Raw genomic sequence first — 25,528 nt, 5'->3', positions numbered from 1 at the left:
ACTAATTACCATTCCGATCCTAGTGGCAATTCAAAAAAACTTGGACTCAGATCTATATCGGCCAAATCGGTTTCGCTCAAATAAGCATCGGTCAAAAAAACCCCTTTTAAACTTGCGCCTTTGAGGTTAGTACCTTTCAGGTTAGCACCTCTGAGATTAACTCGGAATAAATGAGCATCGCTCAAGTCTGCCTCAGTTAAATCTGCTCCCTCCAAATTTACTCTCATCAAATCTGCTTTTCGGAGGTCAGCTTCGGTTAAGTTAGCGCCGCTGAGGTCAGCTTTTGTCAAGTCTACACCTCTCAAGTCTGCCCCGCTCAAGTTAGCGAACAGCAAAGTAGCTCCCGTGAAATCTGTCTCCCTCAAATCGGCATCGCTTAAATTAGCGCCGCTGAGGTCAGCCCTTGTTAAGTCTACACCCCGGAGGTCAGCAGAACTCAAGTTTACTTGGTGTAAAATTGCGCCGCTTAAATCGGCTCCTCTCAAATCTGTTTGCTCCAAGTTTGCACCTTTGAGGTAAGCTTTTTTTAAGCTAGCTCTGCTGAAGTCTACATTTTTGAGATTAACCGAACTTAAGTTAGAACCGCTCAAATTAGCTCCGCTTAAATCTGACCCGTTTAAGTCGGCTCCGGTTAAGTTTACCCCTTGCAGCGATACATTGGGAGCAATTAAATAAGCTCCGCCCAGAGCGGGGTCAATGCCTTCTGAAAACAATGTTTTCTTGCTGTAAACAGCTTTCTCCAAAATCGTGCCGCTCAAACTAGCTTCCCTCAAGTCCGCTGCGCTGAGGTTGGCTCCTGCTAAGTTGGCCCGATCGAGTTTTGCGCCAAATAAAATAGCTTTGTATAAGTTTGTCCGCCGCAAATCGGCTCCTTTTAAATCGGCTTCGGTCAAATCTACCATAGCCAGATTTAAGCCAGGGAGCGAAGCATTGGGAGCTAGCAAAAATGCTCCCATTGCACCCGGATCAATATCCTCGGGAAAGATAGTCCGGTTGTTGTATACCGCCTTGTCTAAAATGGCCCCGCTCAACTGAGAACCGCGCAAATCGGCCCCACTGAGGTTGGCTCTGGTTAAGTTGGCTTCGTGGAGATTTGCTCCAACTAAATTAGCTTTGATCAAACTTGCTTGTTTGAGGTTGGCGCCGGTGAATTCGGCTCCTACGAGATTAGCTTCTCGGAGGACAGCACCAGTCAAATCAGCTCTAGTGAGGTTAGCTAAATTAAGAAATGATTCAGCTAAATCCGCCCCGCTGAGATTAGCGCCGCTGAGGTCGGCTTCAATCAGGTCTGCATACCTGAGCATAGCGCCGCTGAGGTTAGTTTCTCGGAGATCCGTGCCTCTGAGGTTGGCTCCCCGGAGTTCCGCACCGCCGAGGTTGGTGCCTTTAAGTGCTTGTCCCCTGAGGTCGAGTCGGTGCAGAAAGTCACCAACGTTCATTTCCATGTCAAATTCACCCTCTCTATTCCGATACTTTTTTCCTAACCTTTGAAATCAAGTTAGATATTCTGAAAGTACCTTTGCTGAGTTCTGGTCAAAACCATTGTAATCATCAATAGCCACAACTGGCGCATCTGGCGGATAGTGCTCTGGAATATCGTCAATGGCTACCCAAGGTGAGTTTTCTGCTTGATTTTGTCGAAGATACTCAAGAACTTCCTGGGGTCGTAAATATTTGTGTTGGTGAATATTTTTGGGGTTTAGAAAAGGGGTGAATCCGATAATACGGATAGCGATATCTGGTGAAAATAATGGCGGGATTACCTCGAAGGGGAATATTTCACGCCAGGAAGATGAAATTCCTACTCGCGCATTAGGATAGGAACGAAGGGCATTTTCAAAGTGATTAAGGCAAGCTGAACTAAATTTCATTATATCTGTTGGCAAGCTCGCTGTTTCATGTCTTCTGTCAGGAATAAGTACACCATCCATGTCTAAAAAAATTAACATTAACTAAAAGTCCTAGTAAATAATTTAATAACTATTAATACTGCTTAATAATATAAATGTGGATCTAGGATTCTCTCTCAAGTATTCGCTATATCGACTTGTTAGACTGCCATCAACATTGTTATTAACTGTTTTTATTGGTGGCTGCTTTCTGACGAAAGGAAGATGCTGGTATCAACAAGTATTATTCTGAAATTCACAGTTTTTCTTGGCTTCTGCCTTCCCCCCCGCTGGGGTAGGGGGGGGTTAACTTCTACCTTCTGCCTTCAGGCAAGAGGAGCAAAACTGTAGATTTTTTGAGGTTCGAGCCGATCGCAAATTCCGGTTAATTCCGACAAAAGAAATGTCTCGCGATCGAGCTGGACTTGCAGGGTTTTGAGCGGATCTCCACCGGAGGAAACCATGAATTCTAATGTTTGCAAATTCGGATCAGTGCTGATTTCGCCCAAAATTTGACCGATCGCCTTGACGTAAGGATGGTTTGGATCTTTGTACCAATCGGGGGCTGCGAGTCCGGCTTGATCGAAGCCGAGGTGAACGATGAGGGAGCCTTCTCCGAAAAGGGCTATTCCCACCGGTCGCGCTTCTTCTTGCAGCAGCAAGTGCTGGCTAGCCGCCAAATGCCGCAGTTTTTCGAGGTGTTCGTACCGATTTTGGATTGCAGAATCTTCCTCTTTTCCTTCTGACGAAGGTCTTCTACCTTCTTCCTTCGTTTCGTCCCACTGAATCGCCACTGTTACTAAATAAGTTTGCAGTAGCATATGACCGAGTTTTTCGGCTTTTGTTGCCAGATAGATCGAGTTGTAATCTGTGGCTTCAATTAGTAAGGGGACGCGATCGGCTACTTCAATCCCGTAACCTTTCAAACCCGCAATTTTGCGCGGGTTGTTGGTAATCAACCGAATTTTTTGAACTCCCAAATCGTTGAGCATTTGTGCTCCGACGCCGTAGTTCCGCAAGTCGGCGGGAAATCCCAACCGTTCGTTGGCTTCTACAGTATCCAATCCCAAGTCTTGCAGCGAGTAAGCTTTTAGTTTATTTACCAATCCAATACCCCGACCTTCTTGGCGCAAGTAAACGATGACGCCAGAACCGACATTTTCGATCATTTTCAGTGCCGCTTGCAGTTGCATCCGGCAGTCGCAGCGCAGGGAACCCAAAGCATCGCCGGTCAGGCATTCGGAATGCACCCGCACCATCACGGGTTTGTCTTTAAATTCTGCCGGGTCGCCCTTGACAATCGCAACGTGTTCTGAATTGTCTTGGGTGTCGCGGTAGGCGTAAATCATAAACTCGCCGAATTGAGTGGGCAATTTGGCGACGGTTTCGCGGCGGACGAATCGATCGTGCTTGAGCCGGTAGCTAATTAAGTCGGCAATACTGATTATTTTGAGGTTGTGGGTTTTGGCGTACTCGATTAATTCGGGCAACCTCGCCATCGAACCGTCGGGGTTTTGAATTTCGCAGATGACGCCGCTGGGATACAGGCCAGCGAGTCTGGCGAGGTCAACGGAGGCCTCGGTGTGGCCGGCGCGTTTGAGGACGCCACCGTCGATCGCCCGCAGGGGGAAAATGTGACCGGGACGGCGCAAGTCTTGAGGTTTGGTGTCCGGGTGAATGGCTACTTGGATGGTGCGGGCGCGGTCTTCGGCCGAGATACCGGTACTGACGCCGTTGACTGCATCGATGCTGACAGTGAAGGCAGTTTGGTTGTTGTCAGTGTTTTTGCTGACCATGAGGGGCAATTCCAGGCGATCGAGCCTTTCGCCACTCAAGGCTAGACAAATCAAACCCCGCGCGTTCACGGCCATGAAATTGATGTTGTCGGGGGTGGCGAATTGGGCGGCACAAATCACGTCGCCTTCGTTTTCGCGATTTTCGTCATCGACTACTACCACCATGCGACCTGCTTTGAGGTCTGCGAGGGCGCTGTCGATCGAGTCAAATTGAAATGATTGTGTGGAGGAGTTGTTATTTGGCACTGAGGAGTTCAAGCTATAAACAGTAATGTTATGGAAATAGAATGTATTTGTGATTGTAACCTTTTGTTTCCGACAGGGCGATTCCCCAGTCCAGATGAGTTTGACAATATTTCTAAACTCACTTACTATAATTATTGCATCTTGTCAACAAAATCTCTCCCCAATATTTCATGAGCTTGACTGAGATCGCGAATATTTTAGGTAAACCGTACTTCCAAGCTCCTAATTGCGTAATTTATAACATGGATTGCTTGGAAGCTTTGAAGCTGCTACCCGATCAATTTGTAGATTTAACCGTTACCAGCCCGCCTTATAACATCGGCAAAGAGTACGAAAAATCCTTGGTGTTAGATGAGTATTTAAACTGGTGCGAGCAGTGGATAGCCGAGGTTTACCGGGTAACGCTCGATCGAGGAGCATTTTGGCTGAATTTAGGTTATTTGTCAATTCGCGATCGGGCAAAAGCAATTCCGATTTCCTACCTGCTTTGGGACAAAGTGCCTTTTTATCTGATTCAAGAAGTTGTCTGGAACTACGGCGCGGGAGTTGCGGGCAGCAAGTTCTTTTCACCCCGCAATGAAAAGTTTCTCTGGTATGTAAAAAATCAAGATAAGTATACTTTTAATTTAGATGAAGTGCGCGATCCAAATGTGAAATACCCGAATCAGAAAAAGAACGGCAAGATTAAAGTAAACTTAAAAGGCAAAAATCCGACGGATGTTTGGCAGTTCCCAAAAGTTACGTCGGGGAAAAACCGAGCTTCAAAAGAACGCACGCCTCACCCCACTCAATTTCCTGTTGCTGTTGTCGATCGCATCATCAAGTCTGCATCGAATTTAAACGAAATTGTTTTAGATCCGTTTATGGGTTCAGGTACTACAGCAATTGTGGCTCTGGGTTTGCAGCGTCAAGTTATTGGATTTGAAATTAGGGCTGATTACTGTGAAATTGTTGCTAGTAGAATAAATGATTTTTTGAGGAACAAGGAACTCACAGAAGCACAGTTATCTTTATTCTAAAGTTGGTAATTGCAGCAATTTAATTTAAATTGTCCCAGAGCGGGCGATCGGTCTCAAGTGATCGGCGCTCAAGATGATCGGATCGCACTCCCCAGAACGATCGGCGCAATGGGACAATATTGATATCCCGTCAAATTATCCTAACCATGAATAATTGGCCGAAATTCCTCCCCGATCCTACATCCTGCGCCAGAGGGTTTGCCTTAAGCATTAGCTTTTGGCTGATTGTTTCTCTACTGTGGCCCAATGCTTACTATTATTCCTACGGATTTAGCAGGAGGTACTGGTACACCATGAGGAGCTCAGACTTTCAAGCCGTAATAACATTTGCTTGGTTGTGCCAAATCTTGTTATTTGCTTTCTATCACTGGGGGTTAACCAAGCTTGCAGAGTGGGTGGAAATTCGGCGGCACAATCAGCAACCGCCGACTGTATCGGCTTGGCAGCACTGGAGGGAAGGGGTTATTGCATTTCTCACGCTGCCAGCAGCAATCGTGATGGGAATTCCGGCGATCTCAATTTTTATGCTGCCGGTCAACCGCTCTTCGGGCGCGCTCATTGCTTTAATTCTAGGAACTGCGCTCGCATCTGCTTACCTGTATCACTTCCGCTTTGCAAAGCTGCTTAAAATTATTCTTAAATTCTTAGGGATTTTCTATGCAGACCTTCTAAAGATATTTGAACTTTTGTTAGTTCCAGTAGTAACTGGTACTCCGTTTTTTTTGCTAACTATTGCGACGGCACAAATCCTACCGAAACAGCTACTACCATTAACAACTTTTTTCTTAGTTGTGTGCGTACTGCTGAGCGCAATAGTGGGATATGCAGCTTTGCAGTATTGGTCAGCGCATTTAGTTAATTGGGCAGCGATGTGGTGGCCCGCCGAATCTCCTGGTCATAGCCGGATTCAAGCTCGCAAAGCCTGGAAACACAACACGACAGCAACCAGCCAATCTTTTGTTCGGCACACAACCAGTTGGCACTTAGCCGCTAACGACGCTACCAACCTAATTTGCCTAAACCTCATAGCGAGCGTACTCGGTGTGATCGGTTTTCTGCTGTTTGGAGAGTCTTCAGAATGGTCAGAAACACAAGAAGAGATTTTAGGATCTGCCGTAGCCCTAGTTTGGGTGGCGCTGTGGCATTTCTGGGGGTGGCCTCGCGAAGTAGAAATTGCCAGAGGTAAGCCGGAGGCTAAGAAAAGTCAGAGTTCAGCTAAGAAAAAGCGCTCGCCCAATTCTAATTCAGCGCCTCCTAATCCGGTAGAACAAGAACTAAATCAGCTCAAAGCGACAACTGGAATGAATCGGATGAAGTCAGTAAGACGATCGACCCAGCCAACTCCTGAAATTGCCGACTGGTATGTGTTTCGCAGCGGTGAAGCCAAGGGGCCCTATACCAAATTGCAATTATGGGAGATTCAGGAAATCACAGCCCGAACCAAAGTGCGGCGCGGGGAAGCCGAGTGGCAGCGCGCCGGTGAAATTCCAGAACTAGGGTCGTACCTCACTCAAAAATAAGGCGCTATCCCGAAAAAACTATTCTCGGCGGGGTTAAACGCTTCTCCACAGCTTTAAATATTCAGGTCGAACAGATTCATCAATCTCGTAAGCTAAACTTTGAGGCAAATCGAGTTCGATAATTGACTGCATTGCCCGCATTTTGCCTAAAAAAAAACCCTCAACTTTGTGAGGGCTTTGCGATGCCAGGAACGAGACTTGAACTCGTGACACGTGGATTTTCAGTCCACTGCTCTACCAACTGAGCTATCCCGGCTTGTTTTTTCGCGCTTTACTATCTTAGCAGACACATACAGAATTTAGCAAGCACTTTTTCAAATTAATTTTTCGATCGCCCGGAACCGCCCGCCTGTAAGCTAAAAGCTGCAACCTAAAATCCAACAATCGCAATGGCACAGCAACATCGGGACAGCGAGGGCAAGAGTCTGCTTGTCTTAGGCATAATTTGGCTGCTGGGGGCAATTAGCGATCGCCTCTGGTTTGCCCTCGATCGATCTGTCCCGGCGTGGGATCAAGCAGACTACCTGACTAGCACCCTGAAATACTTGCAGGCGTTGCAGCATCCTCAGTGGTTTTCCGGGGAGTGGTGGACAAACTTCTGGCTGCTTTCGACGAAAATTCCGCCCTTAGCATACATCTTGACGGTTCCGTTTCTTCAGGTGTTCGGTACTGGGGGCGATCGGGCAACCCTCGTTCATTTATTATTTAGTGCAATTCTCCTCGCCTCAGTCTACAGTCTGGGCGTCCAATTATTTAACCGACAAGTCGGTTTGTGGGCCGCTGCAATTTGCGTTTTGTTACCGGGACTTTATCGGTTCCGCTTGCAATTTTTGCTCGACTATCCCCTCACTGCGGCAATTACTTTTGCTTTCTATTGTCTGACAATGTGGAAGGCTTCTGAAGGAAGAAGGAAGAAGGAAGAAGGAAGTTCGGCAACGGATTTAACGGATGTAACCGATAGAACTCAGTTGGAGGAACGAACAAAGAAAAAGTATAAATTCTCCCTCTCCCACACTCCCTCACTCTCCGCGTCATCTTTCTTTTGGGCGATCGCCTTTGGAATTTCTCTCGGTTTATCAATATTAGTTAAACACACTACCGTATTATTTCTGTTTACCCCGATTGTGTGGTTGGCTGTTGGTGCTGTGCGGCAAAAAGCTTGGGGGAGATTAGGTCAATTAACTGGTGCTCTGTTGCTGTCTGCGGCCGTGTTTGGGCCCTGGGCGAAAACCAATTGGCTGTTAATTTTGACCGGGGGAAAACGGGCAACGCTGGATTCTGCGATCGCCGAAGGAGATCCGGGCATCAATACGATCGACGCTTGGATTTACTACGGTAAGCACTTACCCGAACACATTTCTTGGCCTCTGTTACTTATTCCCTTAGTAGGATTGATACTTTATTGGCGTCGCCGGCAAGATAGTTCGTCAATCTTGCATCTCAACTCCTGTCGGTGGCTGGCTGTTTTCTGGGGAGGAGCTTATTTAATTAATTCTCTAAATATCAACAAAGACGACCGATATGTGATACCTTATTTGCCAGTTTTATCTATTTTCTTAGCCTACTGTTTAACGCTGTGGCCTTCTCGGTGGGGACGACAAATTCGCTGGGGTACAATTGGCTTGGCCATTCTGGCGATGCTGTTCCATATCTTGCCGCTGGGAGGTGCTCTGGGAAATACCTTAGTCCAAATTATCAGTCCCGGCAATTCTAACTATCCTTACTTGGGGAAAGAGTGGCCGCACCGAGAGGTAATTGCAGAAATTATTGATAGGGAACCTTATTTACAATCTACTTTAGGGGTGTTGCCTTCGACGCCGGAAATTAACCAGCATAATTTGAATTTTTACGGTGCTTTGGCTAATTTTCAGGTTTACGGGCGGCAGGTGGGAACGAATTTAAAACAAGTGCCGCAAGATGTGCGATCGCTCTCTTGGTTCGTAACTAAAAGTGGCCCGCAAGGTTCGATTCGCGAACGCATTAAAAAAGCTCAAGATGCAGCCGTAACCGCGATTGAAAAAGAGGACAAATTTCAGTTAGAAAAAACTTGGATTTTGCCAGATTTTACTAATTTAAATCTTTATCGCAAGCGAGTGCAGCCCGTCGAAATACAGCCGTTGAATGAAGCGCGATCGCAAGTACAATTAGATCGAGTTACTGTCGCTGCAAAAGCAGTTCCCGGAGTCGCGCTGCCGGTTACTTATACTTGGTCTGGACCTTGGCAGCAGTTGCAGTCTGGTTTAGTGTTGGTAACGTGGCAAAATCAGCAGTCTGGCAATATTCCACCGGGACAGACTTTCAGGATTTTACACGATCGCGCGATCGCCCAGGCGGCTTTGCATCCGGGGATGCTGGAAGCGGATAAATTTGCTGTGGGGTTTCGAGTTGTCGATCGCACGGCGATGCTTCCTCCTGCTAATATTGCACCGGGAACTTACAATCTGCAAGCTACTTATCTAAATCGGAAAACCGGCGAAACTTATCCGATTAATGGGCCGGCAGTTAGTGTTAAGATCGAGGCAGAGCCTCGGGATATGCGTTTCCAGGCAGAGCCTGGGAACCAGGATAATACAGATAAGCCTGAGTTAGATTTGGTGACTCAATTGCGGGCGATGGCGGTTAATTTACCCAAAGGATTGCCCGGTTTAGAACCCGTGTTCGAGCAGATTGGGCGCATCAATCAGTACGATCCAATTCAAGATTATACCGTGCAAGCAGAACAAGCATTAGAATATCGGTTGAAACAGGAACCAAATAATCTAGAATTGGCTTATGCTTTGGCATTTTCTCGGGTATTGCAGCAGAATGTCAAAAGTGCGATCGCCGCCTTAGAAAAAGTTACCCAACTCGACTCTCAAAACCCCTACGCCTATGCCTATCTCGCTTTCGTACACCTGTACGGCTGGCATCCCAAAGCTGCTCAAACAGCATTAAAACCAGCTCTCGCTCTCAACTCCAACCTACCGGAAATTAGAGTTTTAAACGGCGTAGCGGCTCTGATGCAAGGTAATCTCATTCAAGCATGGCAAGATTTGCAATTCTTAAAAAAGTTGAAAGTTTAACAATCCCTTTTATTGTGGCACGGGCGTCCCGCCTGTGCTTCTAAATCTGTAACGCCTGTGCTTGCGAAGCGGTAAAAAACAGAAAACCAATGAACCAACTCAGAATTGTCTCTCTAATTCCCAGTGCCACCGAAATTGTAGCAGTTTTAGGATTAACCGATGCAATTGTGGGCCGTTCCCACGAATGCGATTATCCCCCAGAAATTCAAAATTTACCTATTTGCACTCAGCCTAAATTCAATCCAGAAGGAACTAGCAGCGAAATTCACAACCGCGTGACAGAATTGTTGCAAAATGCGCTGAGTGTCTATAAAGTAGAAATAGATACTTTGGAAAAATTGCAGCCGACTCACATTATTACTCAAGCTCAATGTGAAGTCTGCGCTTGTTCTCTAACAGAGGTTGAACAAGCGGTAAGCACGCTGGTAAATAGCAAGCCGGAAATTATTTCTTTGCAGCCGAATATGCTAGCAGAAATCTGGACGGATATTCAGCGAGTTGCTGATGCTTTGGGCGTAAATGGCAAAAGTGCGATCGACCTTTTGCAATCCCGCATCGATGCTATTACCTCTCAAACACAAGCATCATCTATTCTTACCACAAAAGAGAGAGTTCCCAAAGTAGCTTGCATCGAGTGGATTGAGCCTTTGATGGCTGCGGGTAACTGGATTCCGGAATTAGTGGCAATGGCGGGAGGCAATTCACTATTTGGAATGGTCGGGGAACATTCCCCTTGGTTAAAATGGGAATCGCTAGTAGAAGCTAATCCCGATGTAATTATTTTCATGCCTTGCGGCTTTGATTTAAGCCGCACTCGCAGCGAAGCAATGCAGATAACTAAAAACCCAGAATGGCCTAATTTGCAAGCAGTAAAAACGGGGCAAGTTTACATAACTGACGGCAATTCTTACTTTAATCGGCCGGGGCCGAGATTGGTTGATTCGTTAGAAATTTTAGCAGAAATTCTCCATCCCGAAATCTTCGATTTTGGCTATCGGGGTAAGGGTTGGCAGCAATTTTTGTAACTACCCACAGCTAGCTAAAGCTTTATCTATATTAATTCTGAATTGCCTGCCATACAAATAAGGACACAACAATGTTGTGTCCTTATTTCGCTTTCATTTAACCGAATCTGACATCAATTGATGCAAAAAACGCTAGTCCTACTTTGTTGGAGCAGGGGGCATCAATACCTTGTCAATTACGTGAATAACGCCGTTGCTAGCTTTGATATCAGCTTTCACAACATTAGCGCCGCTGACAGTAACTTTGCCTGCGCTAACTGCCACATTCAGCGAGGTGCCTTCCACACTTTTAACATCGCCGGATTTCAGGCTAGTAGATAAAACCGCACCAGGAACAACGTGGTAAGTTAAAATCTTAGTAAGTTTGGCTTTGTTTGCCGGTTTGAGCAAATCATCCACAGTTGCTTTTGGCAAAGCAGCAAATGCCGCGTCAGTCGGAGCAAAAACAGTGAAAGGGCCTTTTCCTTGTAAAGTTGTCACCAAACCTGCAGCTCCCAAAGCCTTTGTCAGCGTCTTGAATTGAGCGTCGCCAGATGCAATAGCAACAATATCCTTAGTAGCGCCAGTTGGTGCCGGTGAAGCGCCAGTTGGTGCCGGTGAAGTGCCAGTTGGTGCCGGTGAAGTGCCAGTTGGTGCCTGTGTAGCGCCAGTTGGTGCCGGTGAAGCAGCGGTTTTCACGTTTCCTGCAACTTGTGGAGTTTGAGTTGCATTAGCAACATTGGTGTTGGAGGTGATGTGAGCCCAAGCCGGGAAACCAATCAACGCGCTAGCGCCGATTATTCCTGCGAAACCTGTCAGTTGTTTCATCCAGCTAGGTAAATTTTGATTTTTCATTGCGCTTGCATTTCCTTAGGAGATAAAACAGTGAACATGAATTGTTATGTTAGCCAAATCTCGACAAAAGGCAAGGTTGCCAGAGGCTAAGATAGAGAGAAATTTCTCTTGCATCCCCGATCGACCAAAACTTCCTTACTATAACGCAAGCTAAGAAATCGGGCATCAACCGCTAAATCTGTAACTCAAAACCTCAATCACCGAACCAGTTTGGGGTAAGTCAGCAGATTTGATCGAAATCGTGTCATTATTCAATCGGCGCACCGGCGTACCATCCATCAGCGCCAAGAATTCATCTAGCGGCACTAAATCGCACGCAGCAGCATCGGCGGCTTGGGTTTTGAAATGTGTCGGAATCACCATCTTTGGTTTGAGAAGTTGCAAAGTTTGCTTCGCTTCCGCCGGAGTGTAAGCTTTCGGCCCTCCGCCCACGGGAATCAGCACGATATCCGGCCGCCCGATCAAGATTTGCTCTTCAATGCCGATCGGGCCAGCAACTCCGCCCAAGTGTAAAATCTTAACGCCCGCTTGCTGCCACAGCCAAGCCACATTGACCCCAAATCGCCTTCCTCCCTCACGGTCTTTTTCCGTCCTAATCCCTTGAATCCGCAGCCCGTTAGACCTGTAAGCCCCTGGCTCGTACAACAGGCCGGGATTGCCCGCAAATCCGTCGATCGCCCCTTCATCAAGCAACCGGCTGCTAATCAGAATCAAATCTGTTGGCACTTTAGGAGAGCGATAGCCGGCGGTACAGCCCAGGGGGCGAAAAGGATTCACCAGCACCCTCGCACCGCCTCCGGAGAACAAGAAGCAAGTGTGGCCCAACCACTGAACCGACAAAGAATCAGCAGTTTGAGCTTGATAGCTTTCCCATCCAGATGGTAAACCAGTTGCTAAAGCTGCTAGCAAACCCGTCTGTGCGTAACGTATTAATTGTCGCCGTTTCATCTTGTGGTTGGGGTTGTCGGGTGTTGGTCGTTTGTTGTTATAGCTGGTAAAAGTATAGTCATTTATTGCATGACATGGGAGGCGTTAAGTCCCTCCCCCTTCCCTTTCACTTTGAGCGGATCGACCCGCCTCGGCTGAACTAGGCAGCTCCCTATCCCATTGCTGAACGCATTTGGGATTGCTTTTCTGAGGATATTGTACGCTGCATTCACATCGGAATTAATTAGCTGACCAGTCGATGTTTTGTACAAACCCCGCTTAATCCGCTTACCAGTAAACACAGGCTCTTTTTCGGTTTTTCCATAAACAGGAATTGGGTCTAAACCTAAAAAACTGGATCGGGATGTGTAGGATTCTTCCTGCACAATTACTGTGATTCCCGCCAACCGAGCTTTGTACTCCAACATTTCAATTAATCGAGAGTGAGGAATACTAACAAAGTTTTGATTGGTTTGCTTCCCTAACTCGATTTCTGTTTTCCACTGCGCGTTCTTGCCAATTACTAGCGTCCCAATCTGCTTGGTGAGCAAAAGGTTAATAATTAGACGGCTAGCATGATGTAAGTAATTATCAACTTTTTGATGGCGACAGCGAGTTAAGCGCTGAATGCGGGGCGAAGTTTTGCGATTCCCTTTGAACTGGGATTGCAATCGTGCTTTCCGCTTGTTGTAAAACTGGTTAATCGATTTCAATGGTCGCCCGTTAATCAACAAAGGGATAAATCCCGGTTGATTTGAAGTTAACGCCACTAAATTATCCAGTCCTAAATCAATACTAGCTACAGAATTAGCGTTGCCAAGGGTGGACTCCGGTTCATCATAAATTACCTCAATTACATAGGAATCACATTTCGGAACCAGCCTAATTTGGCAAACCTGGTCGGGATTGACTTTCGTTTTAATTAAAAGTTCTGTACCCGAAAGTTTAATGATTCCTTTCTTCAACTGTTTGCTGCTAATTGCTTGAATCGTGTAGACGAGAAGGTTTCGCCCTTTAACTTTATCTTTGTACTTCGGCAGTTTTGGGCGACCCGTGAATTTTGAAGAATCAACTTTGTAAGCTTTAACGGCTTCAAAAAACGATTTCCAGTTCTTGTCTAAAACCATTAAGATTTGCTGACTTACTTTGGCAGGCAAAGCCTTGTAGGCTTCATGAGACTTCATCAAGCGGTTCGTTTCGTTGTAATTAACATAGCCCCACCCATAAATAAAACTCTGACGAATAACGTAATTGGCGGCATTGTAGAGGTTTTTGGACTTGAAAGCTAGTTCGTCAATTTGGGCGAAACGGTGTTCCGTGGATTTAATGATGTGCCTCTCTGTTAGCTGCATTTGAGACTTCCGTTCTTTGGGCTGTGCGTATTTCTTGTTCAACACTCATAGCGATATGATACCATTATTGTTTATAATTGCTTATAAAATCAACGAAGTTTTACAATACCACAAAACACCGTCAGGTGCGAAATGTACACCCTACTTTTACCGTAAGGTAAGTAATTCGCACCCGGAAGCTTCACAGAATTTGCACAGTCAGGTGCGAATTCCGCACCCGAAAGATGCAGACAAAAACTCAAAATTCACCACCCAACTAAAGTCTTTCTAAGAAATTTCGCAATAATTGCTTTCCCGCAGTCGTCAAAATACTTTCCGGGTGAAACTGTACACCTTCAATGTGCGGATATTCGCGGTGCCGCACACCCATAATAGTTCCGTCTTCAACCCAAGCCGTAATTTCTAACACTTCTGGACAACTCTGCTTTTCAATTACCAAACTGTGATAGCGAGTTGCAATCATCGGCGATTCCAGGCCCTGAAAAACTCCGACTCCTGCGTGTTCTACCTGAGAAGTTTTGCCGTGCATCAACACGGGCGCAGAAACAATTTTGCCGCCGAATACTTGACCGATACTTTGATGTCCGAGGCACACGCCTAAGATTGGTAAAGTCGGTCCCAATTCTTTGATTAATTCCAGAGAAATTCCCGCATCTTCTGGCCGCCCCGGGCCTGGAGAAATCACCACTGCTGCAGGCTGCAATTGGCGAATTTCTGCTAAGGAAATTTGGTCGTTGCGGTAGACTTGCACTTCGCTTGCTACCGGCAACTCAGCACCGAGTTCTCCTAGATACTGTACCAAATTGTATGTAAAACTGTCGTAGTTATCGATGACTATAATCACGGGTTAAGTTAGATTTTAGGTTTTAGATTTTAGATTTTAGATTGACTCGCTGCCTGAAAGCAAGGGTTTCAAGATTTTAGATAGATGCGGAAGATAAAAATAGCTGCAATATAGACGACTAAAACTAAAAATCTCAAATTTGTCATCTAAAACCTAAAATTTGCTGAGTCCAATAAGTTACTGACGGGCGATCGCAATTTGAATGACGACCCACAAAGGAGGAAGCAGAAGTGCAGTACCGACGATGATCGCAGCCATTGCCGATACCAGAACTGCTCCGGCAGCGCAGTCTTTGGCAATTCTGGCTAGTTCGTGATAAGATTGCCCGACTGTCAAGTCTACCACCGATTCGATCGCCGTATTCAAAAGTTCCATTGCTAAAACTATGCCAATGGTGACGCCGATCACAGATATTTCTACAGGTTTGAGTTGCAAAAATAGTCCTAGTCCGATCGCCAATGTTCCTATAACAGTGTGAATCCGAAAATTTCGCTGAGTTTCAAAAGCATAAGTCAGACCCCCCCAAGCGTATCTAAAACTGGTAGCTAAGCTAGATGCGATTTTCCAGGATAGCTCTCGGTTGTATTTCAAGGCTGTTTTAGACTCGTGGACTGTTGGGCTGGAAGAGTCTTGAGGCATGGGCAGAAACTGTGCGATTCTTGATGAAATTGACGGTCGATTTAGTGTCATAAACTACCAACTTTAAGTTACAGAGATGAATGAAAGCTAGACTTTTCAAATTGACTTCATCTAGTCTAGGTAACTTTCCTAAGTTTTTACTAAAGTTTTGGTGTAATTTCAGAAAGTTATGTTGGGCTTGACATGATTTGTCAAGTAACCATCAACTTAAGTTATGCTGTTTGGATCGTAAGACCGATCGCCTGCAGCAATGTTTCTTGTTGATCGAGCATTTGAGTCAGACTTTCTTCATCCGGGTGATCCCAGCCCAAAAGATGCAGAAAACCGTGGGCTGCGAGCCAAGCTAGTTCGGTCTTCAGGGGATGTCCTTGCTGCTGGGCTTGTCGGTTAGCTGTATCGATCGAGATGACGATATCACCCAAGTATAGGGGTTCCGATGACTGCATTTCCTCTAGCTGAGGACAGTCTACCTCTAAAGATGCGAAAGCTAGTACATCGGTTGATCGATCGAGCTGGCGGTACTGGAGGTTGAGGGCTTGCATCTCCGTATCGGCGGTTAAACGCAGACTGACCTCGTAGCCCGGGGCCACTGGCACATCCGCCGCCTGGTTTTCCAGCCAAACGCTAAACCAATTTTCCCAGGTTTCGGCTGAAATCTCCCCGCTGGCTGCACTCTCAGGGAGGTTGGAAGCGTCGGCTGACTGCTGGGCGATCCCGTAACAGTCTTCGACGTTCACCTCAATTAACATTTTTTTGCTCTCCTGTCAAGGGATATATTCAATTTTTTTACAAATTCCAATTGCGCGATCGAACGGCAGGGGATTTTGCTGTTGCTGGAAAGATACAGTAATCTGTTAGAGATTGCAACAGGCAGGCAGAACAATCAGCTTAACTCCCGATTAAGAAAGATCAAAAACATCAGCAGAAATTAGAGGCTGATTGTTGGAATCCTCGATTAAGAATTGAAATAGTGATCGAGAAAAGCCAAACCGACGAGTACGCCTAAAAGTCCCGCCGCTGTCAAAGCAAAGTGAAACAAAGAAGTCGCCCGCTTGCGAACCATGTTCCGCATCGCCAGCTTGACATAACTCGGTGGAGGTGCAGTGTTTGTCGGCGCTGTCTGGGTTTCGGCGGACTCTTCGGAGGCAGGAATTGCTGAGGGAGGTTGACTCATAACGGTTAGTTTAGAAGGTTAATAGAGAGGCTGCCGAGGATAGCCTCGTCCCGATGGTAACAAATATGTAACGTTTTGTGTAGGTGTTTTGAGCTTTTCGATCGCCCCGGGCGCATTAAAGGGGGATTATACCAACAGATTAATGTGCGATCGGGCTGATTATCAATTTGATATTTTATTTTTATCTTCAGATACACAAGGATAAATTTAATTCCCGATCCGTGTTCCTGTGCGCTTTAACAAAAATTTTTAAATTGTCAAGTCGCACAATCAAGCGACACTCATTTGAGTTAACTAAAATGAGTGTCACCAGAAAAAGCGACTGTTAACCAACCGCGACGGGCAGTTATTCATAGATATAGGCACGGAAAAACAGAAACAAAATTTTCCGGCTAAATAACCCAAGCTAAAAGTTAAATTACTCGCACAAAAACATGGAAGTTTCCACCTTTGAAATCCTCACCGCACCGATCGCACCTGTGATGGCCATCCCTCCACAACTCATCCCAGTGGCTCGTCGAATCGTTCAGGGATATTTTCTCACCATCTCCAATCTCGAAGCGATCGACTTGCGATATCGGATTGAGTTTACCATCAGCTTACCCGTGCCGGCAGATCCTAATAAAATCTTGCTCAACAACGCTTTCTTAGTTGTTGACGTTGAAGGCAGTAACATCGAAGTACCTCTGACTCAGCAGCCAGGGAAACCGAAGGTATATCGCGCATTTTTCACAATACCCGCTCACAAAACTGCATCTGTTCAATTGTTGCCCATTCTGCCAAAAACTCTGACTCCAGGTTTGTTGGAAGTGCGCGGCTATGTCTCGCTATTTGTGCCAGCGCGTTCCATCTTTCCCAAGCCTACACCCCAAAGCAAGAAACCAGTCAAGGTGTTATTGAATCCCGAAATTCGCGGTACTTTCTTGCCAAACGATTTCCCATCAGAAACTCGAACTTCACCAGACTTCGATCAAATTAATTACACTTTAGCGATCGCCAGTGGAAAAGGCTTGAACGAGATTACGCCTGAACCAGGTAAACCAATTATCATCGATTTACCAATTGTTACCCCAGTTCTGGAAGAGTTACGCAACGGTAATTTGGACATAGCTAGTTTGGAAGCAGACAATTCCGAAAAAGCTCAACTTTTAGTGCAACTGCTGGCCCAACTCGATGCCAATGATGTCAATTTGAAAGAGCTAAATACAGTGATGGATAAATTCGATATTCCTGTCAGAATGTCTCGCAGCTAGAACTGTTAAATGCTAAGTAACTGTAAGGTGGGCAATGCCCACCTTATGTTTGATTAGGTTTAATTAAGCATACTTATACACTCAGTGAGCTTTATTCAAATGTCGCACTCCTTTAAATTTCAGGCTGTTTCTTTTAGTTGGGTGGCTGTTCATCCGCAGCCCAAAGGTGTGGTTCAATTTATTGGTGGAACTTTTTTTGGTAGTTTGCCAACTTTGTTTTATCGATATTTTTTACAGCAGTTGTTTGAAGAAGGTTATACCGTAGTTGCTTTGCCATTTAGATTTACTTTTCGGCACTGGCCGATCGCTATTGGGTTATTAAAAGAGCAGGAGATACTGAGAACAGAACTGACCACAATTGCTCAAAGATTAGGCTATGAAAGCGAAATTTATCAAGAACCATCAAGTTATTTTTGGGTAGGTCACAGTCTGGGATGCAAGTATATTGCTCTTTTAGAATTTTTAAGCGACGATCGGTATCCAAATATTGTGGATAAATTCTGCGATCGCGCTGACTACGAACGGATTCAAAGGTTAATCGAAAATCTGGGCATCGACCGACCTTCAATTAAAGGCCAGCCGTCCTTATTAATTGCTCCTGATATCAGCAATACAGAGAGCGCTATTCCAGTGCGATCGCTAGCAAAACTGTTAGACAAATTCCGCTTAGGAGTGTTACCAACCAGAGAACAAACTCAATGCTTTATTGCTAATAGTTCTCTGTTTAATTTGACTGCAATAATTTCTTTCGATCGAGATGATAGTGCTGGTTCTACCAATGATATTAACAAAAGTCCCGAACAACAAAAAAACAGCGATGTACTTTGGCTCATACAACAGCTAAGTAATAGAAAATTGCCTTTATTGAGCCAGGAAATAGAAGGCAAACATTTAGAGCCGATTGGTATCAAAATCGGTAATTATATTGTTGACCTCAATCCTTGGGATAAATTCATCAAACCTCTGAAAAGCCGATTTCTTGAATATTGGTCTGTTCATTTTTTGGATGCTTTGAAAAAGCGGTTAGGCGCTTAATATTGTATAAACTGCAAACTCACCATCAATCTCCAGCCATCTGCTGAACTATAGCAATAATTTTCCTCACTTTTTCCGCCTCTGGCGATCGCAAATGCTGCAAAATGTCCAAAGATTGCTGTAAATAATTCAAGGCTTTGTCAAAATCTCCCTTCTTATCTGCTAACAACTGTCCTAACATTGCGAAAGTAGCAGCTTTTACTCGAACATTGCCAATCTTTTCCTGAAGTTCGAGAGATTGTTCATAAAGTGCGATCGCCTTGGCTACTTCCCCTTGATTGGCATAAATTCCTGCTAGACAGTGCAAAGTAGCAGCTTTTACTCGAACCTAGCCAATCTTTTCCTGAAGTTCGAGAGATTGTTCATAAAGTGCGATCGCCTTTGCTACTTCCCCTTGATTGGCATAAATTCCTGCTAGTTGGTGCAAAGTAGCAGCTTTCCCTCGAACATCGCCACTCTTTTCCGTAAGTTCGAGAGATTCTTCATAAAGTGCGATCGCCTTTGCTACTTCCCCTTGATCCGCATAAATTCCTGCTAGTTGGTGCCAAGTAGCAGCTTTCCCTTGAACATTGCCAATCTTTTCCTGGCGTTGTTGAATTGAGGTACGATAGAGCGAGTGAGCGATTCACAAAAACCAATTAACTGAAAGTCAAAGCCAATAAAATTTCCTGAAGATAAGTCAACTCATGTTAATAAAAATGCGCCCAAGAAAGGCAAGCAAAATTATATTTGTGTTGACTGTGGCAGGCCATTTAGAGATTGCTATCAAACCCACCAGGGTTACGCGCAAGAAGTTAAATATCAATACCTAAAGATATATGTCAATGGGATGGGTTTTCGTGCGAGCCAGAGAGTCAAAGACCTGCATCACACGACAATAATTAATTGGCTCAAGCAAGTTGGAAAGCTGCTACCATCCGCTTACGATCTAGAGACAATTCCAGAAGTAGGAGAACTAGATGAGCTACAAACCTTTGTCGGATAAAAAAAACACAATCTGGGTGTGGACAGCAGTAGATTACTTTAGACCAGGTATTCTAGGATGGGTATTAGGAGACCCAGCGTCCTAAAACGTTTGAACCTTTGTGGGATGTAGTTAGTAGATGGGGATGCTATTTTTATGTGACGGATGGCCCGAAAGTTTATGGAATGTTTATTCCAGAGAGAAACCAAATTATGTGCCAAACTTACATGGCTTGCGGTTGAAGGTGAAAACACAAGATTAAGACGCTATCTGGCTCGCTTAAAACGAAAGACTTTTTGTTATTCTGGCAGCCGAACAAATGCTCAGATATCCAATTAAACTACTTATTCATTATCTCACGTTTAATGATGTTCGCCTTCCCTATTCAATTAATTATTTCGAGCGAGCATTACTCACCGCACGCGATCGCTAAACCATACCCCAATTCAGCAACGCCATATCAGAAATTATACCAGCATGAAGGTTTGTAAAAGCTTTGAAGCTTCTGACTTCTGAAAACAGATTTCTGTAATAGCGACAATACTCATCAATCAATTTCAAGGTTGAATTAGCTTGGCGAGGGTTAACCATAGACCTAGCTTTGGTTTGAGAGATTTTGTTCTATTATACTCTGCCGCTTAGTGACAGAAGAGGGGGAAGCAAGTGGGTTAGCAACAGCGTATTCCATCGCAGCTTGGAATTTGGGTAGAGAACGCGAAATCATTTCTTCGTTGGCAGTAAGGGAAATTCGGAAGTAACCGGGTATTTCCTGGGGAGTTCCTGGTAAAACAAATATATCTTCACTTGCTAATAACTCGGCAAAAGCAAGGTCATCATCCCAAGGTGATTGCACCAAGAGGAAGAACGTCCCATCAGGGTTATACATGGTGTAACCCATATCCCGCAGTGCCTTTACCATCCCATCTCGCTTGTTTTGTAAATGCTCGATATTTATGTTGAGTTGCTCTAAGTCTCCTAAGGCATACTGCATGAGCACACTAGGATAACACCAACCAAAAGGAGTTTGTTGTAGGAAAGCAATGATTCGTCTTATTTCTTCCCGATTAGGCATAGTGGGAGGTAAAGCAATATACCCTATACGTTGACCGGGTGCCATTAAAGTCTTACTATAACCATATACTAAGAAAGAAAATGGGTAAAACTGAGTAGGGCTGGGACAAGTTTGGTTGTCGAAAACAATGCGGCTGAAGGTTTCATCGGAAATAATATAAATAGGCTTGCCATAGTGCTTAGAAGCCTCGTTAAGTATACCACTCAAACCCTCCAGGGTACTAGCTGAAAAAAGCTTACCTGTAGGGTTGTGGGGTGAATTGATAATGATTGCTCGAGTCCGTTCTGTAATTGCAGATGCGATCGCCTGCAAATCCATATCAAAGGTGTTTGTATCCACAGGCACACCCACCGGAACCGCACCGGTAAAATGCACCATACTCCTATAACCTAACCAGGGTGGAGTCAAAATAATTACCTCATCTCCCTCACCAGCTAACATTTGCAGACAAATCGCCAAACCAACTACAGTACCATTGGTCATAAAAATATCTTCAGGCAATATAGAAAGTCCGCGTTTATCCTGAAGAGCAGCGGATACAGTGATCCGTGATTGTGGAATATTTCCCTTGTAGCCATACCACCCTTGATTTTGCGGTACACTCCAACGCTGTAAGGCTTCTACAAACCCTGGAGGTGGTATTTCATGGGCATCACCGATAGTAAAATCAATACTTCCCGGCTCAGTTCGGCGACTCATATAGGTCGCTTGGGTAAAGAATTGTCTTATAGGGGTCTGGTAACTTAATAACTTTAGTAACCGTGGTGAGATAAAGTGAGTCTTCCCTTCACTTGTTGGATCTGGCATGAGCTTATTTGGATTATTTTTGTCGTACATAGTAATTGGGTAGTAGTGTATAGTAATTGCAGGTCACGGAACTCGCCTTAACGATAAATTATACTCATGGACAAAATACCGTCGCCCACATTCTTGACATTTATATCCTTGTTTACCACTTGTTTACCACTTGTTTACCACTTGTTTACCATAAGTATGAGCGTATTTAATAATTTTCCCCGCAGGACATCTTAAACAAGTGATACTCATATATACTCAGGAGTATTGATATTATTTTATTAGTTTAACATGATAATGCACCACTACCAACTATCTCACTCTTTACTGCATTACGGCATCATTTCGCAACAATTTGTAACGCATCAGCCGTAGAACCCAGTACCCTACACTGTCCACACAAACCAATCCCGGCGTTGCTGAATTGGGGTATGGTTTAGCAATCGCGTGGGGTGACTAATCCTCGATCGAAATAATTAATTGAATAGGGAAGGGGAACATCATTAAACATGAGATAATGAATAAGTAGTTTAATTGGATATCTGAGCATTTGTTCGGCTGCGAGAATAACAAAAAGTCTTTCGTTTTAAGCGAGCCAGATAGTGTCTTAATCTTGTGTTTTCACCTTCAACAGCAAGTCATGTAAGTTGGGTACATAATTTGGTTTCCATCGGGAATAAACATTGCATAAACTTTCCGGCTATCCGTCACATAAAAATAGCATCCCCATCTACTAACTACATCCCACAAAGGTTCAAACGTTTTAGGACGCTCGGTCTCCTAATACCCATCCTAGAATACCAGGTCTAAAGTAATTTACTGCTGTCCACACCCAGATTGTTTTTTTATCCTAGAAAGATTTGTAGCTCATCTAGTTCTCCTACTTCTGGAATTGTCTCTGGCTTGTAAGCGGATGATTATTAAAGTTCCCTCTTTCTCACCATCCCCGGTTGTTTCCCAATTTCCCCACAAGCCAGAAATCGCCAACAGTTCCTCTGTAGCAGCAACTGCATCTTGTCCTTCGACGCTGATTTGAATATCTGCCATTACTTGTTATTGGCACTCTACGTCATCTAATTATATCTCAGCAATTTATATGCGGGCGATCGCACTTAAACCTCCCTCTCTCATCCGATCGATCCCCTCTCCTCCAACAAAACATCCGCCCCAGCAGCTTAAGTTTCGGACAGCGGGGGAACTGATAGGGCGATATAATTTATTCTAAAGTCCTTGGCGGGGCGATCGTAAACCCCATTTAATAACACTGGTAAATCTACAATTGGTTCAGCATCACCTGCACGCAAAGGCAACGGAGAGGATTGTGAAAATTAAATGCACAACAGCTTATCATTTGTATTAATTGTGGAACGGGCGTCTCGCCCGTTAAGTGAATCGTGGAACGGGAGAGACGCCCATTAAGTGAATTGTGGAACGGGCGTCTCGCCCGTTCTAAAATCTGCGATTAAAATCGCTTAAAAATCGCCGTAACTACTAATAGCAGCCTGCAACCTCCCAATCACTTCATCAACCGAAATCGCCCCCAACTCCCCAGAAGCGCGAGTCCGAATATTCAAACTATTCGCCTCAACCTCCTTCGCACCCACAACACCCATCACCGGAATTTTATCCTTCTCAGCATTGCGAATCAACTTGCCCAAACGCTCGCTATTCTCATCAGCTTCGGCGCGCATTCCGAGCATTTTCATCTTCGCCGCCACTTCCTTCGCAAACGGCAAAAACTCGGCGCTGACAGGCAACAACCGCACCTGAATCGGCGCTAACCACAGCGGAAAATCGCCCGCATACTGCTCGATCAAAATCCCGATCAAACGTTCCAAAGAACCGAAAGGAGCGCGGTGAATCATCACCGGACGCTTGCGAGTGCCGTCTTCAGCGACGTATTCCAAATCAAAACGTTCTGGCAAATTGTAATCTACCTGAACAGTTCCTAGCTGCCATTCTCTATCCAAGACATCTTGGAAAATGAAATCGAGTTTCGGCCCGTAAAAAGCCGCCTCCCCAATTCCCTCAAAATAATTCATACCCAAAGTTTCCACCGCGCGGCGGATGGCACCTTGAGACTTTTCCCAAGCTTCATCAGAACCGATGTATTTCTCTAAATTGTTCGGATCGCGGAAGCTCAAACGCGCCTTAAAGTTTTTCAGTTGCAGACTCTTGAAGACTGACAGAATCAAATCCACTACATTCAAGAATTCTGCATCCAACTGTTCCGGCGTAACAAATAAGTGGGAATCATCCACCGTAAAGCCGCGCACCCGTGTTAAACCGCCCAATTCTCCCGATTGTTCGTAGCGGTAAACTGTGCCGAATTCCGCTAAGCGCATGGGCAGTTCTCGATAGGAACGCAATTCGCTTTTGTAAATCTGAATGTGAAAAGGGCAGTTCATCGGTTTCATGACAAAACCTTGTTCGTTTGCTGCCGCTTCTTCATCCTCCGCCATCAGCGGAAACATATCTTCTTTGTATTTCTGCCAGTGGCCGGAAATTTTAAACAAATCCACTCTGGCGATGTGCGGAGTCACTACTTGCAAATAGCCGCGCTTGATTTGTTCTTGTTTCAAGTAATCTTCTAAAATACTTCTCAAAACAGTGCCTTTCGGCGTCCACAAAGGCAAACCCGGCCCCACAGCATCGGCAAAAATAAATAAGCCTAATTCTTTGCCTAATTTGCGGTGATCGCGCCTGAGGGCTTCTTCTTTGCGGTGTTTGTATGCTGCTAATTGTTCGGGAGTTTCCCAAGCAGTGCCGTAAATGCGCTGTAACTGAGCTTTGGTTTCGTCGCCGCGCCAGTAAGCGCCTGCTAGGCTTTCTAGCTCGATCGCCTTTGGATTCAACTCACTGGTATTATCTAAGTGAGGCCCGGCGCACAAATCCCACCATTCCTCCCCCACATGGTAAAGAGTAATCGGTTCGATCAAACCTTCTAAAATTTCTAATTTGTAAGGTTCGTTAATCTCCTTAATTCTGCGTTCCGCTTCCTCGCGGCTGACTTCTTCCCGAATTACAGGCAATTTACGGTTGATGATTTTGATCATCTCTTTTTTAATGGCTTTTAAATCCTGTTCCGTAAAAGGTTCGGGAGTGTCAAAGTCATAATAGAAACCGTTTTCAATCCAAGGGCCGATCGTCACTTGCGCCTTGGGAAATAACTTCTGCACCGCCATCGCCATAACGTGGGAGGTGGTGTGGCGAATTTTTTTTAGTGGCTCCGACTCACTCGTGCGGGGCAACTCAATCTTAACGGACTCTTCTGGAGGGGACATGGATTGTGAGCTAGACATCGGCTGAATTAGCAATTAATTTAGTTGCAGTTGCTTCTATCTTACTAAGGTTGGGACAGTAAGCGCCGACTTCCGGCTGGGGGACACTCCGGGAAATTACAACAACGGCCCTGATGGTTACGACGTTTAGTGCCTCCCGCACTCCCACTCTCAGAAACCGGGTTTTTTACTATTTGGGTGGGCTGTAACTAAGTATTGCCTGAAAAAACCCGGTTCTAACCATGCGTGAGTTCCCGAACTAATTTGGCAGAATTTGGGGATTTCGACTCAAAAATCGCTGCTGACACAATTAAATTTATTCACACCCACCTGCTAATTGTTGTTAAATCATTGAATTTTTGTTAAAAATATGTTACAATTTGTAAAGCTCGTCTAAGACTATAATAGATAAATAACCCAATTTTGATCCATGCTTAATTCCAATTTGCCCGAGCCAGAATTGCTCAAAGCGTTACTGGAACCGCTGTTAGAGGATTTCAATTACTGGTTAGATCGATCGGCAAACCTCTTAGAAACTGAGGAAATTCCCTTTCTCAGCGACGAGGAGCAATCTGACTTGCTGGCGCGAGTCAAACAAGCTCAGCAAGAAGTAGGCGCAGCTAAAGGTCTATTTCAAGCAACCGGAGGTCAAGTTGGGATTGAAACCACAGCACTGATGCCGTGGCACAGACTGCTCGCCGAATGCTGGCAAGTATCGGCACGCTTTCGCTCATTGCAGTCCGCTCCCCCTGGAAAATAAGGAAGCGAGTTCAAGTTAAATTTGAAGTCAAATCCCCAACC

The 25,528-nt window shown here is 45.1% G+C and carries 22 protein-coding genes, 1 tRNA gene and 3 pseudogenes; 8 read left to right on the top strand and 18 right to left on the bottom strand.

Annotation, left to right across the window (positions count from 1 at the left end):
• Window positions 1–5 precede the first annotated feature (5 nt).
• From D0A34_24900 to ribA, 3 genes are all read right to left on the bottom strand, one after another.
• On the bottom strand, window positions 6–1,445 hold the full coding sequence (locus tag D0A34_24900) for a pentapeptide repeat-containing protein (GenBank protein UNU21646.1): 1,440 nt from the start codon (window positions 1,443–1,445) through the stop codon (window positions 6–8).
• A 48-nt stretch (window positions 1,446–1,493) separates the two neighbouring features.
• A complete protein-coding gene (locus D0A34_24895) occupies window positions 1,494–1,949 on the bottom strand; it encodes a hypothetical protein (GenBank protein ID UNU21645.1) in 456 nt (151 codons plus the stop codon).
• A gap of 266 nt (window positions 1,950–2,215) precedes the next feature.
• On the bottom strand, window positions 2,216–3,931 hold the full coding sequence (ribA, locus tag D0A34_24890; GenBank protein ID UNU22458.1) for a bifunctional 3,4-dihydroxy-2-butanone-4-phosphate synthase RibB/GTP cyclohydrolase II RibA: 1,716 nt from the start codon (window positions 3,929–3,931) through the stop codon (window positions 2,216–2,218).
• A gap of 170 nt (window positions 3,932–4,101) precedes the next feature.
• Between ribA and D0A34_24885 the strand changes: the two genes are divergently transcribed.
• Both D0A34_24885 and D0A34_24880 read left to right on the top strand, forming a co-directional pair.
• A complete protein-coding gene (locus tag D0A34_24885; GenBank protein ID UNU21644.1) occupies window positions 4,102–4,950 on the top strand; it encodes a site-specific DNA-methyltransferase in 849 nt (282 codons plus the stop codon).
• A 146-nt stretch (window positions 4,951–5,096) separates the two neighbouring features.
• The gene (locus D0A34_24880) at window positions 5,097–6,470 is read left to right on the top strand and encodes a hypothetical protein (GenBank protein UNU21643.1); all 1,374 of its coding nucleotides are present in this window, start codon (window positions 5,097–5,099) and stop codon (window positions 6,468–6,470) included.
• 33 nt (window positions 6,471–6,503) lie between these two features.
• Here the strand turns inward: D0A34_24880 and D0A34_24875 are convergent, their stop codons facing one another.
• Both D0A34_24875 and D0A34_24870 read right to left on the bottom strand, forming a co-directional pair.
• A complete protein-coding gene (locus tag D0A34_24875) occupies window positions 6,504–6,683 on the bottom strand; it encodes a hypothetical protein (GenBank protein UNU21642.1) in 180 nt (59 codons plus the stop codon).
• Window positions 6,654–6,726, bottom strand: a tRNA-Phe gene (locus D0A34_24870). The genes D0A34_24875 and D0A34_24870 overlap by 30 nt, the downstream gene beginning before the upstream one ends.
• A 133-nt stretch (window positions 6,727–6,859) precedes the next feature.
• On the opposite strand from D0A34_24870, the gene D0A34_24865 reads away from it, so the two are divergent.
• Complete coding sequence (locus D0A34_24865; protein ID UNU21641.1) at window positions 6,860–9,532, top strand: phospholipid carrier-dependent glycosyltransferase; 2,673 nt, start codon at window positions 6,860–6,862, stop codon at window positions 9,530–9,532.
• A gap of 89 nt (window positions 9,533–9,621) precedes the next feature.
• On the top strand, window positions 9,622–10,557 hold the full coding sequence (locus D0A34_24860; GenBank protein UNU21640.1) for a cobalamin-binding protein: 936 nt from the start codon (window positions 9,622–9,624) through the stop codon (window positions 10,555–10,557).
• A gap of 138 nt (window positions 10,558–10,695) precedes the next feature.
• On the opposite strand, the gene D0A34_24855 is transcribed toward D0A34_24860, so the two are convergent.
• From D0A34_24855 to D0A34_24825, 7 genes are all read right to left on the bottom strand, one after another.
• Entirely contained in the window at window positions 10,696–11,391 is a 696-nt protein-coding gene (locus D0A34_24855) for a fasciclin domain-containing protein (GenBank protein UNU21639.1), read from the bottom strand.
• 165 nt (window positions 11,392–11,556) lie between these two features.
• On the bottom strand, window positions 11,557–12,339 hold the full coding sequence (locus D0A34_24850) for a Zn-dependent hydrolase (protein UNU21638.1): 783 nt from the start codon (window positions 12,337–12,339) through the stop codon (window positions 11,557–11,559).
• Window positions 12,340–12,401: 62 nt separating this feature from the next.
• On the bottom strand, window positions 12,402–13,670 hold the full coding sequence (locus D0A34_24845; GenBank protein ID UNU22457.1) for a transposase: 1,269 nt from the start codon (window positions 13,668–13,670) through the stop codon (window positions 12,402–12,404).
• 256 nt (window positions 13,671–13,926) lie between these two features.
• The gene (locus D0A34_24840) at window positions 13,927–14,514 is read right to left on the bottom strand and encodes an aminodeoxychorismate/anthranilate synthase component II (GenBank protein UNU21637.1); all 588 of its coding nucleotides are present in this window, start codon (window positions 14,512–14,514) and stop codon (window positions 13,927–13,929) included.
• Between the two features lie 177 nt (window positions 14,515–14,691).
• Window positions 14,692–15,204 (bottom strand): diacylglycerol kinase family protein, encoded by a 513-nt coding sequence (locus D0A34_24835; GenBank protein ID UNU21636.1) that lies wholly within the window; start codon window positions 15,202–15,204, stop codon window positions 14,692–14,694.
• A gap of 161 nt (window positions 15,205–15,365) precedes the next feature.
• The gene (gene ybeY, locus D0A34_24830; protein ID UNU21635.1) at window positions 15,366–15,902 is read right to left on the bottom strand and encodes an rRNA maturation RNase YbeY; all 537 of its coding nucleotides are present in this window, start codon (window positions 15,900–15,902) and stop codon (window positions 15,366–15,368) included.
• A 206-nt stretch (window positions 15,903–16,108) separates the two neighbouring features.
• Window positions 16,109–16,327, bottom strand: coding sequence for a DUF3285 domain-containing protein (locus D0A34_24825; GenBank protein ID UNU21634.1), 219 nt, complete (start codon window positions 16,325–16,327; stop codon window positions 16,109–16,111).
• Window positions 16,328–16,761: 434 nt separating this feature from the next.
• Here D0A34_24825 and D0A34_24820 point away from each other — a divergent pair, with 434 nt between their 5' ends.
• Window positions 16,762–17,580 (top strand): hypothetical protein, encoded by an 819-nt coding sequence (locus D0A34_24820; GenBank protein ID UNU21633.1) that lies wholly within the window; start codon window positions 16,762–16,764, stop codon window positions 17,578–17,580.
• Window positions 17,581–17,679: 99 nt separating this feature from the next.
• Window positions 17,680–18,615 (top strand): DUF1350 domain-containing protein, encoded by a 936-nt coding sequence (locus D0A34_24815; protein UNU21632.1) that lies wholly within the window; start codon window positions 17,680–17,682, stop codon window positions 18,613–18,615.
• A gap of 25 nt (window positions 18,616–18,640) precedes the next feature.
• Here the strand turns inward: D0A34_24815 and D0A34_24810 are convergent.
• Window positions 18,641–19,240: pseudogene (locus tag D0A34_24810) on the bottom strand (tetratricopeptide repeat protein).
• Between the two features lie 33 nt (window positions 19,241–19,273).
• Between D0A34_24810 and D0A34_24805 the strand changes: the two are divergent.
• Window positions 19,274–20,012, top strand: a pseudogene (locus tag D0A34_24805) (IS1 family transposase).
• Between the two features lie 162 nt (window positions 20,013–20,174).
• On the opposite strand, the gene D0A34_24800 reads toward D0A34_24805, so the two are convergent.
• From D0A34_24800 to D0A34_24780, 5 genes and pseudogenes are all read right to left on the bottom strand, one after another.
• A complete protein-coding gene (locus D0A34_24800; protein ID UNU22456.1) occupies window positions 20,175–21,458 on the bottom strand; it encodes an aminotransferase class I/II-fold pyridoxal phosphate-dependent enzyme in 1,284 nt (427 codons plus the stop codon).
• A 424-nt stretch (window positions 21,459–21,882) separates the two neighbouring features.
• A pseudogene (locus tag D0A34_24795) lies at window positions 21,883–22,354 on the bottom strand (IS1 family transposase).
• Window positions 22,314–22,493 (bottom strand): hypothetical protein, encoded by a 180-nt coding sequence (locus tag D0A34_24790; GenBank protein UNU21631.1) that lies wholly within the window; start codon window positions 22,491–22,493, stop codon window positions 22,314–22,316. The pseudogene D0A34_24795 and the gene D0A34_24790 overlap by 41 nt, the downstream one beginning before the upstream one ends.
• Before the next feature lie 128 nt (window positions 22,494–22,621).
• Window positions 22,622–22,756: a DUF4058 family protein gene (locus D0A34_24785; protein UNU21630.1), complete on the bottom strand. Its 135-nt coding sequence runs from the start codon at window positions 22,754–22,756 to the stop codon at window positions 22,622–22,624.
• Window positions 22,757–22,918: 162 nt separating this feature from the next.
• Window positions 22,919–24,763: a threonine--tRNA ligase gene (locus D0A34_24780; GenBank protein ID UNU21629.1), complete on the bottom strand. Its 1,845-nt coding sequence runs from the start codon at window positions 24,761–24,763 to the stop codon at window positions 22,919–22,921.
• 394 nt (window positions 24,764–25,157) lie between these two features.
• Here D0A34_24780 and D0A34_24775 point away from each other — a divergent pair, with 394 nt between their 5' ends.
• Window positions 25,158–25,487 (top strand): DUF2605 domain-containing protein, encoded by a 330-nt coding sequence (locus D0A34_24775; GenBank protein UNU21628.1) that lies wholly within the window; start codon window positions 25,158–25,160, stop codon window positions 25,485–25,487.
• Window positions 25,488–25,528: the final 41 nt, after the last annotated feature.

The organism is Microcoleus vaginatus PCC 9802 (assembly GCA_022701275.1).
Lineage (GTDB): Bacteria > Cyanobacteriota > Cyanobacteriia > Cyanobacteriales > Microcoleaceae > Microcoleus > Microcoleus vaginatus_A.
The sequence above is the reverse complement of the archived record's forward strand: the minus strand, read 5'-3'. Positions and strand labels throughout refer to the sequence as shown.

Coding starts and splice junctions, on each gene's coding strand:
- ybeY (UNU21635.1), bottom strand. CDS start 15,902: ATGTTAATTGAGGTGAACGTCGAAGACTGTTACGGGATCGCCCAGCAG.
- D0A34_24900 (UNU21646.1), bottom strand. CDS start 1,445: ATGGAAATGAACGTTGGTGACTTTCTGCACCGACTCGACCTCAGGGGA.
- D0A34_24820 (UNU21633.1), top strand. CDS start 16,762: ATGGAAGTTTCCACCTTTGAAATCCTCACCGCACCGATCGCACCTGTG.
- D0A34_24880 (UNU21643.1), top strand. CDS start 5,097: ATGAATAATTGGCCGAAATTCCTCCCCGATCCTACATCCTGCGCCAGA.
- D0A34_24825 (UNU21634.1), bottom strand. CDS start 16,327: ATGAGTCAACCTCCCTCAGCAATTCCTGCCTCCGAAGAGTCCGCCGAA.
- D0A34_24845 (UNU22457.1), bottom strand. CDS start 13,670: ATGCAGCTAACAGAGAGGCACATCATTAAATCCACGGAACACCGTTTC.
- D0A34_24885 (UNU21644.1), top strand. CDS start 4,102: ATGAGCTTGACTGAGATCGCGAATATTTTAGGTAAACCGTACTTCCAA.
- D0A34_24865 (UNU21641.1), top strand. CDS start 6,860: ATGGCACAGCAACATCGGGACAGCGAGGGCAAGAGTCTGCTTGTCTTA.
- D0A34_24790 (UNU21631.1), bottom strand. CDS start 22,493: ATGGCAGATATTCAAATCAGCGTCGAAGGACAAGATGCAGTTGCTGCT.
- D0A34_24860 (UNU21640.1), top strand. CDS start 9,622: ATGAACCAACTCAGAATTGTCTCTCTAATTCCCAGTGCCACCGAAATT.
- D0A34_24775 (UNU21628.1), top strand. CDS start 25,158: ATGCTTAATTCCAATTTGCCCGAGCCAGAATTGCTCAAAGCGTTACTG.
- D0A34_24835 (UNU21636.1), bottom strand. CDS start 15,204: ATGACACTAAATCGACCGTCAATTTCATCAAGAATCGCACAGTTTCTG.
- D0A34_24895 (UNU21645.1), bottom strand. CDS start 1,949: ATGTTAATTTTTTTAGACATGGATGGTGTACTTATTCCTGACAGAAGA.
- D0A34_24815 (UNU21632.1), top strand. CDS start 17,680: ATGTCGCACTCCTTTAAATTTCAGGCTGTTTCTTTTAGTTGGGTGGCT.
- D0A34_24850 (UNU21638.1), bottom strand. CDS start 12,339: ATGAAACGGCGACAATTAATACGTTACGCACAGACGGGTTTGCTAGCA.
- D0A34_24855 (UNU21639.1), bottom strand. CDS start 11,391: ATGAAAAATCAAAATTTACCTAGCTGGATGAAACAACTGACAGGTTTC.
- D0A34_24800 (UNU22456.1), bottom strand. CDS start 21,458: ATGCCAGATCCAACAAGTGAAGGGAAGACTCACTTTATCTCACCACGG.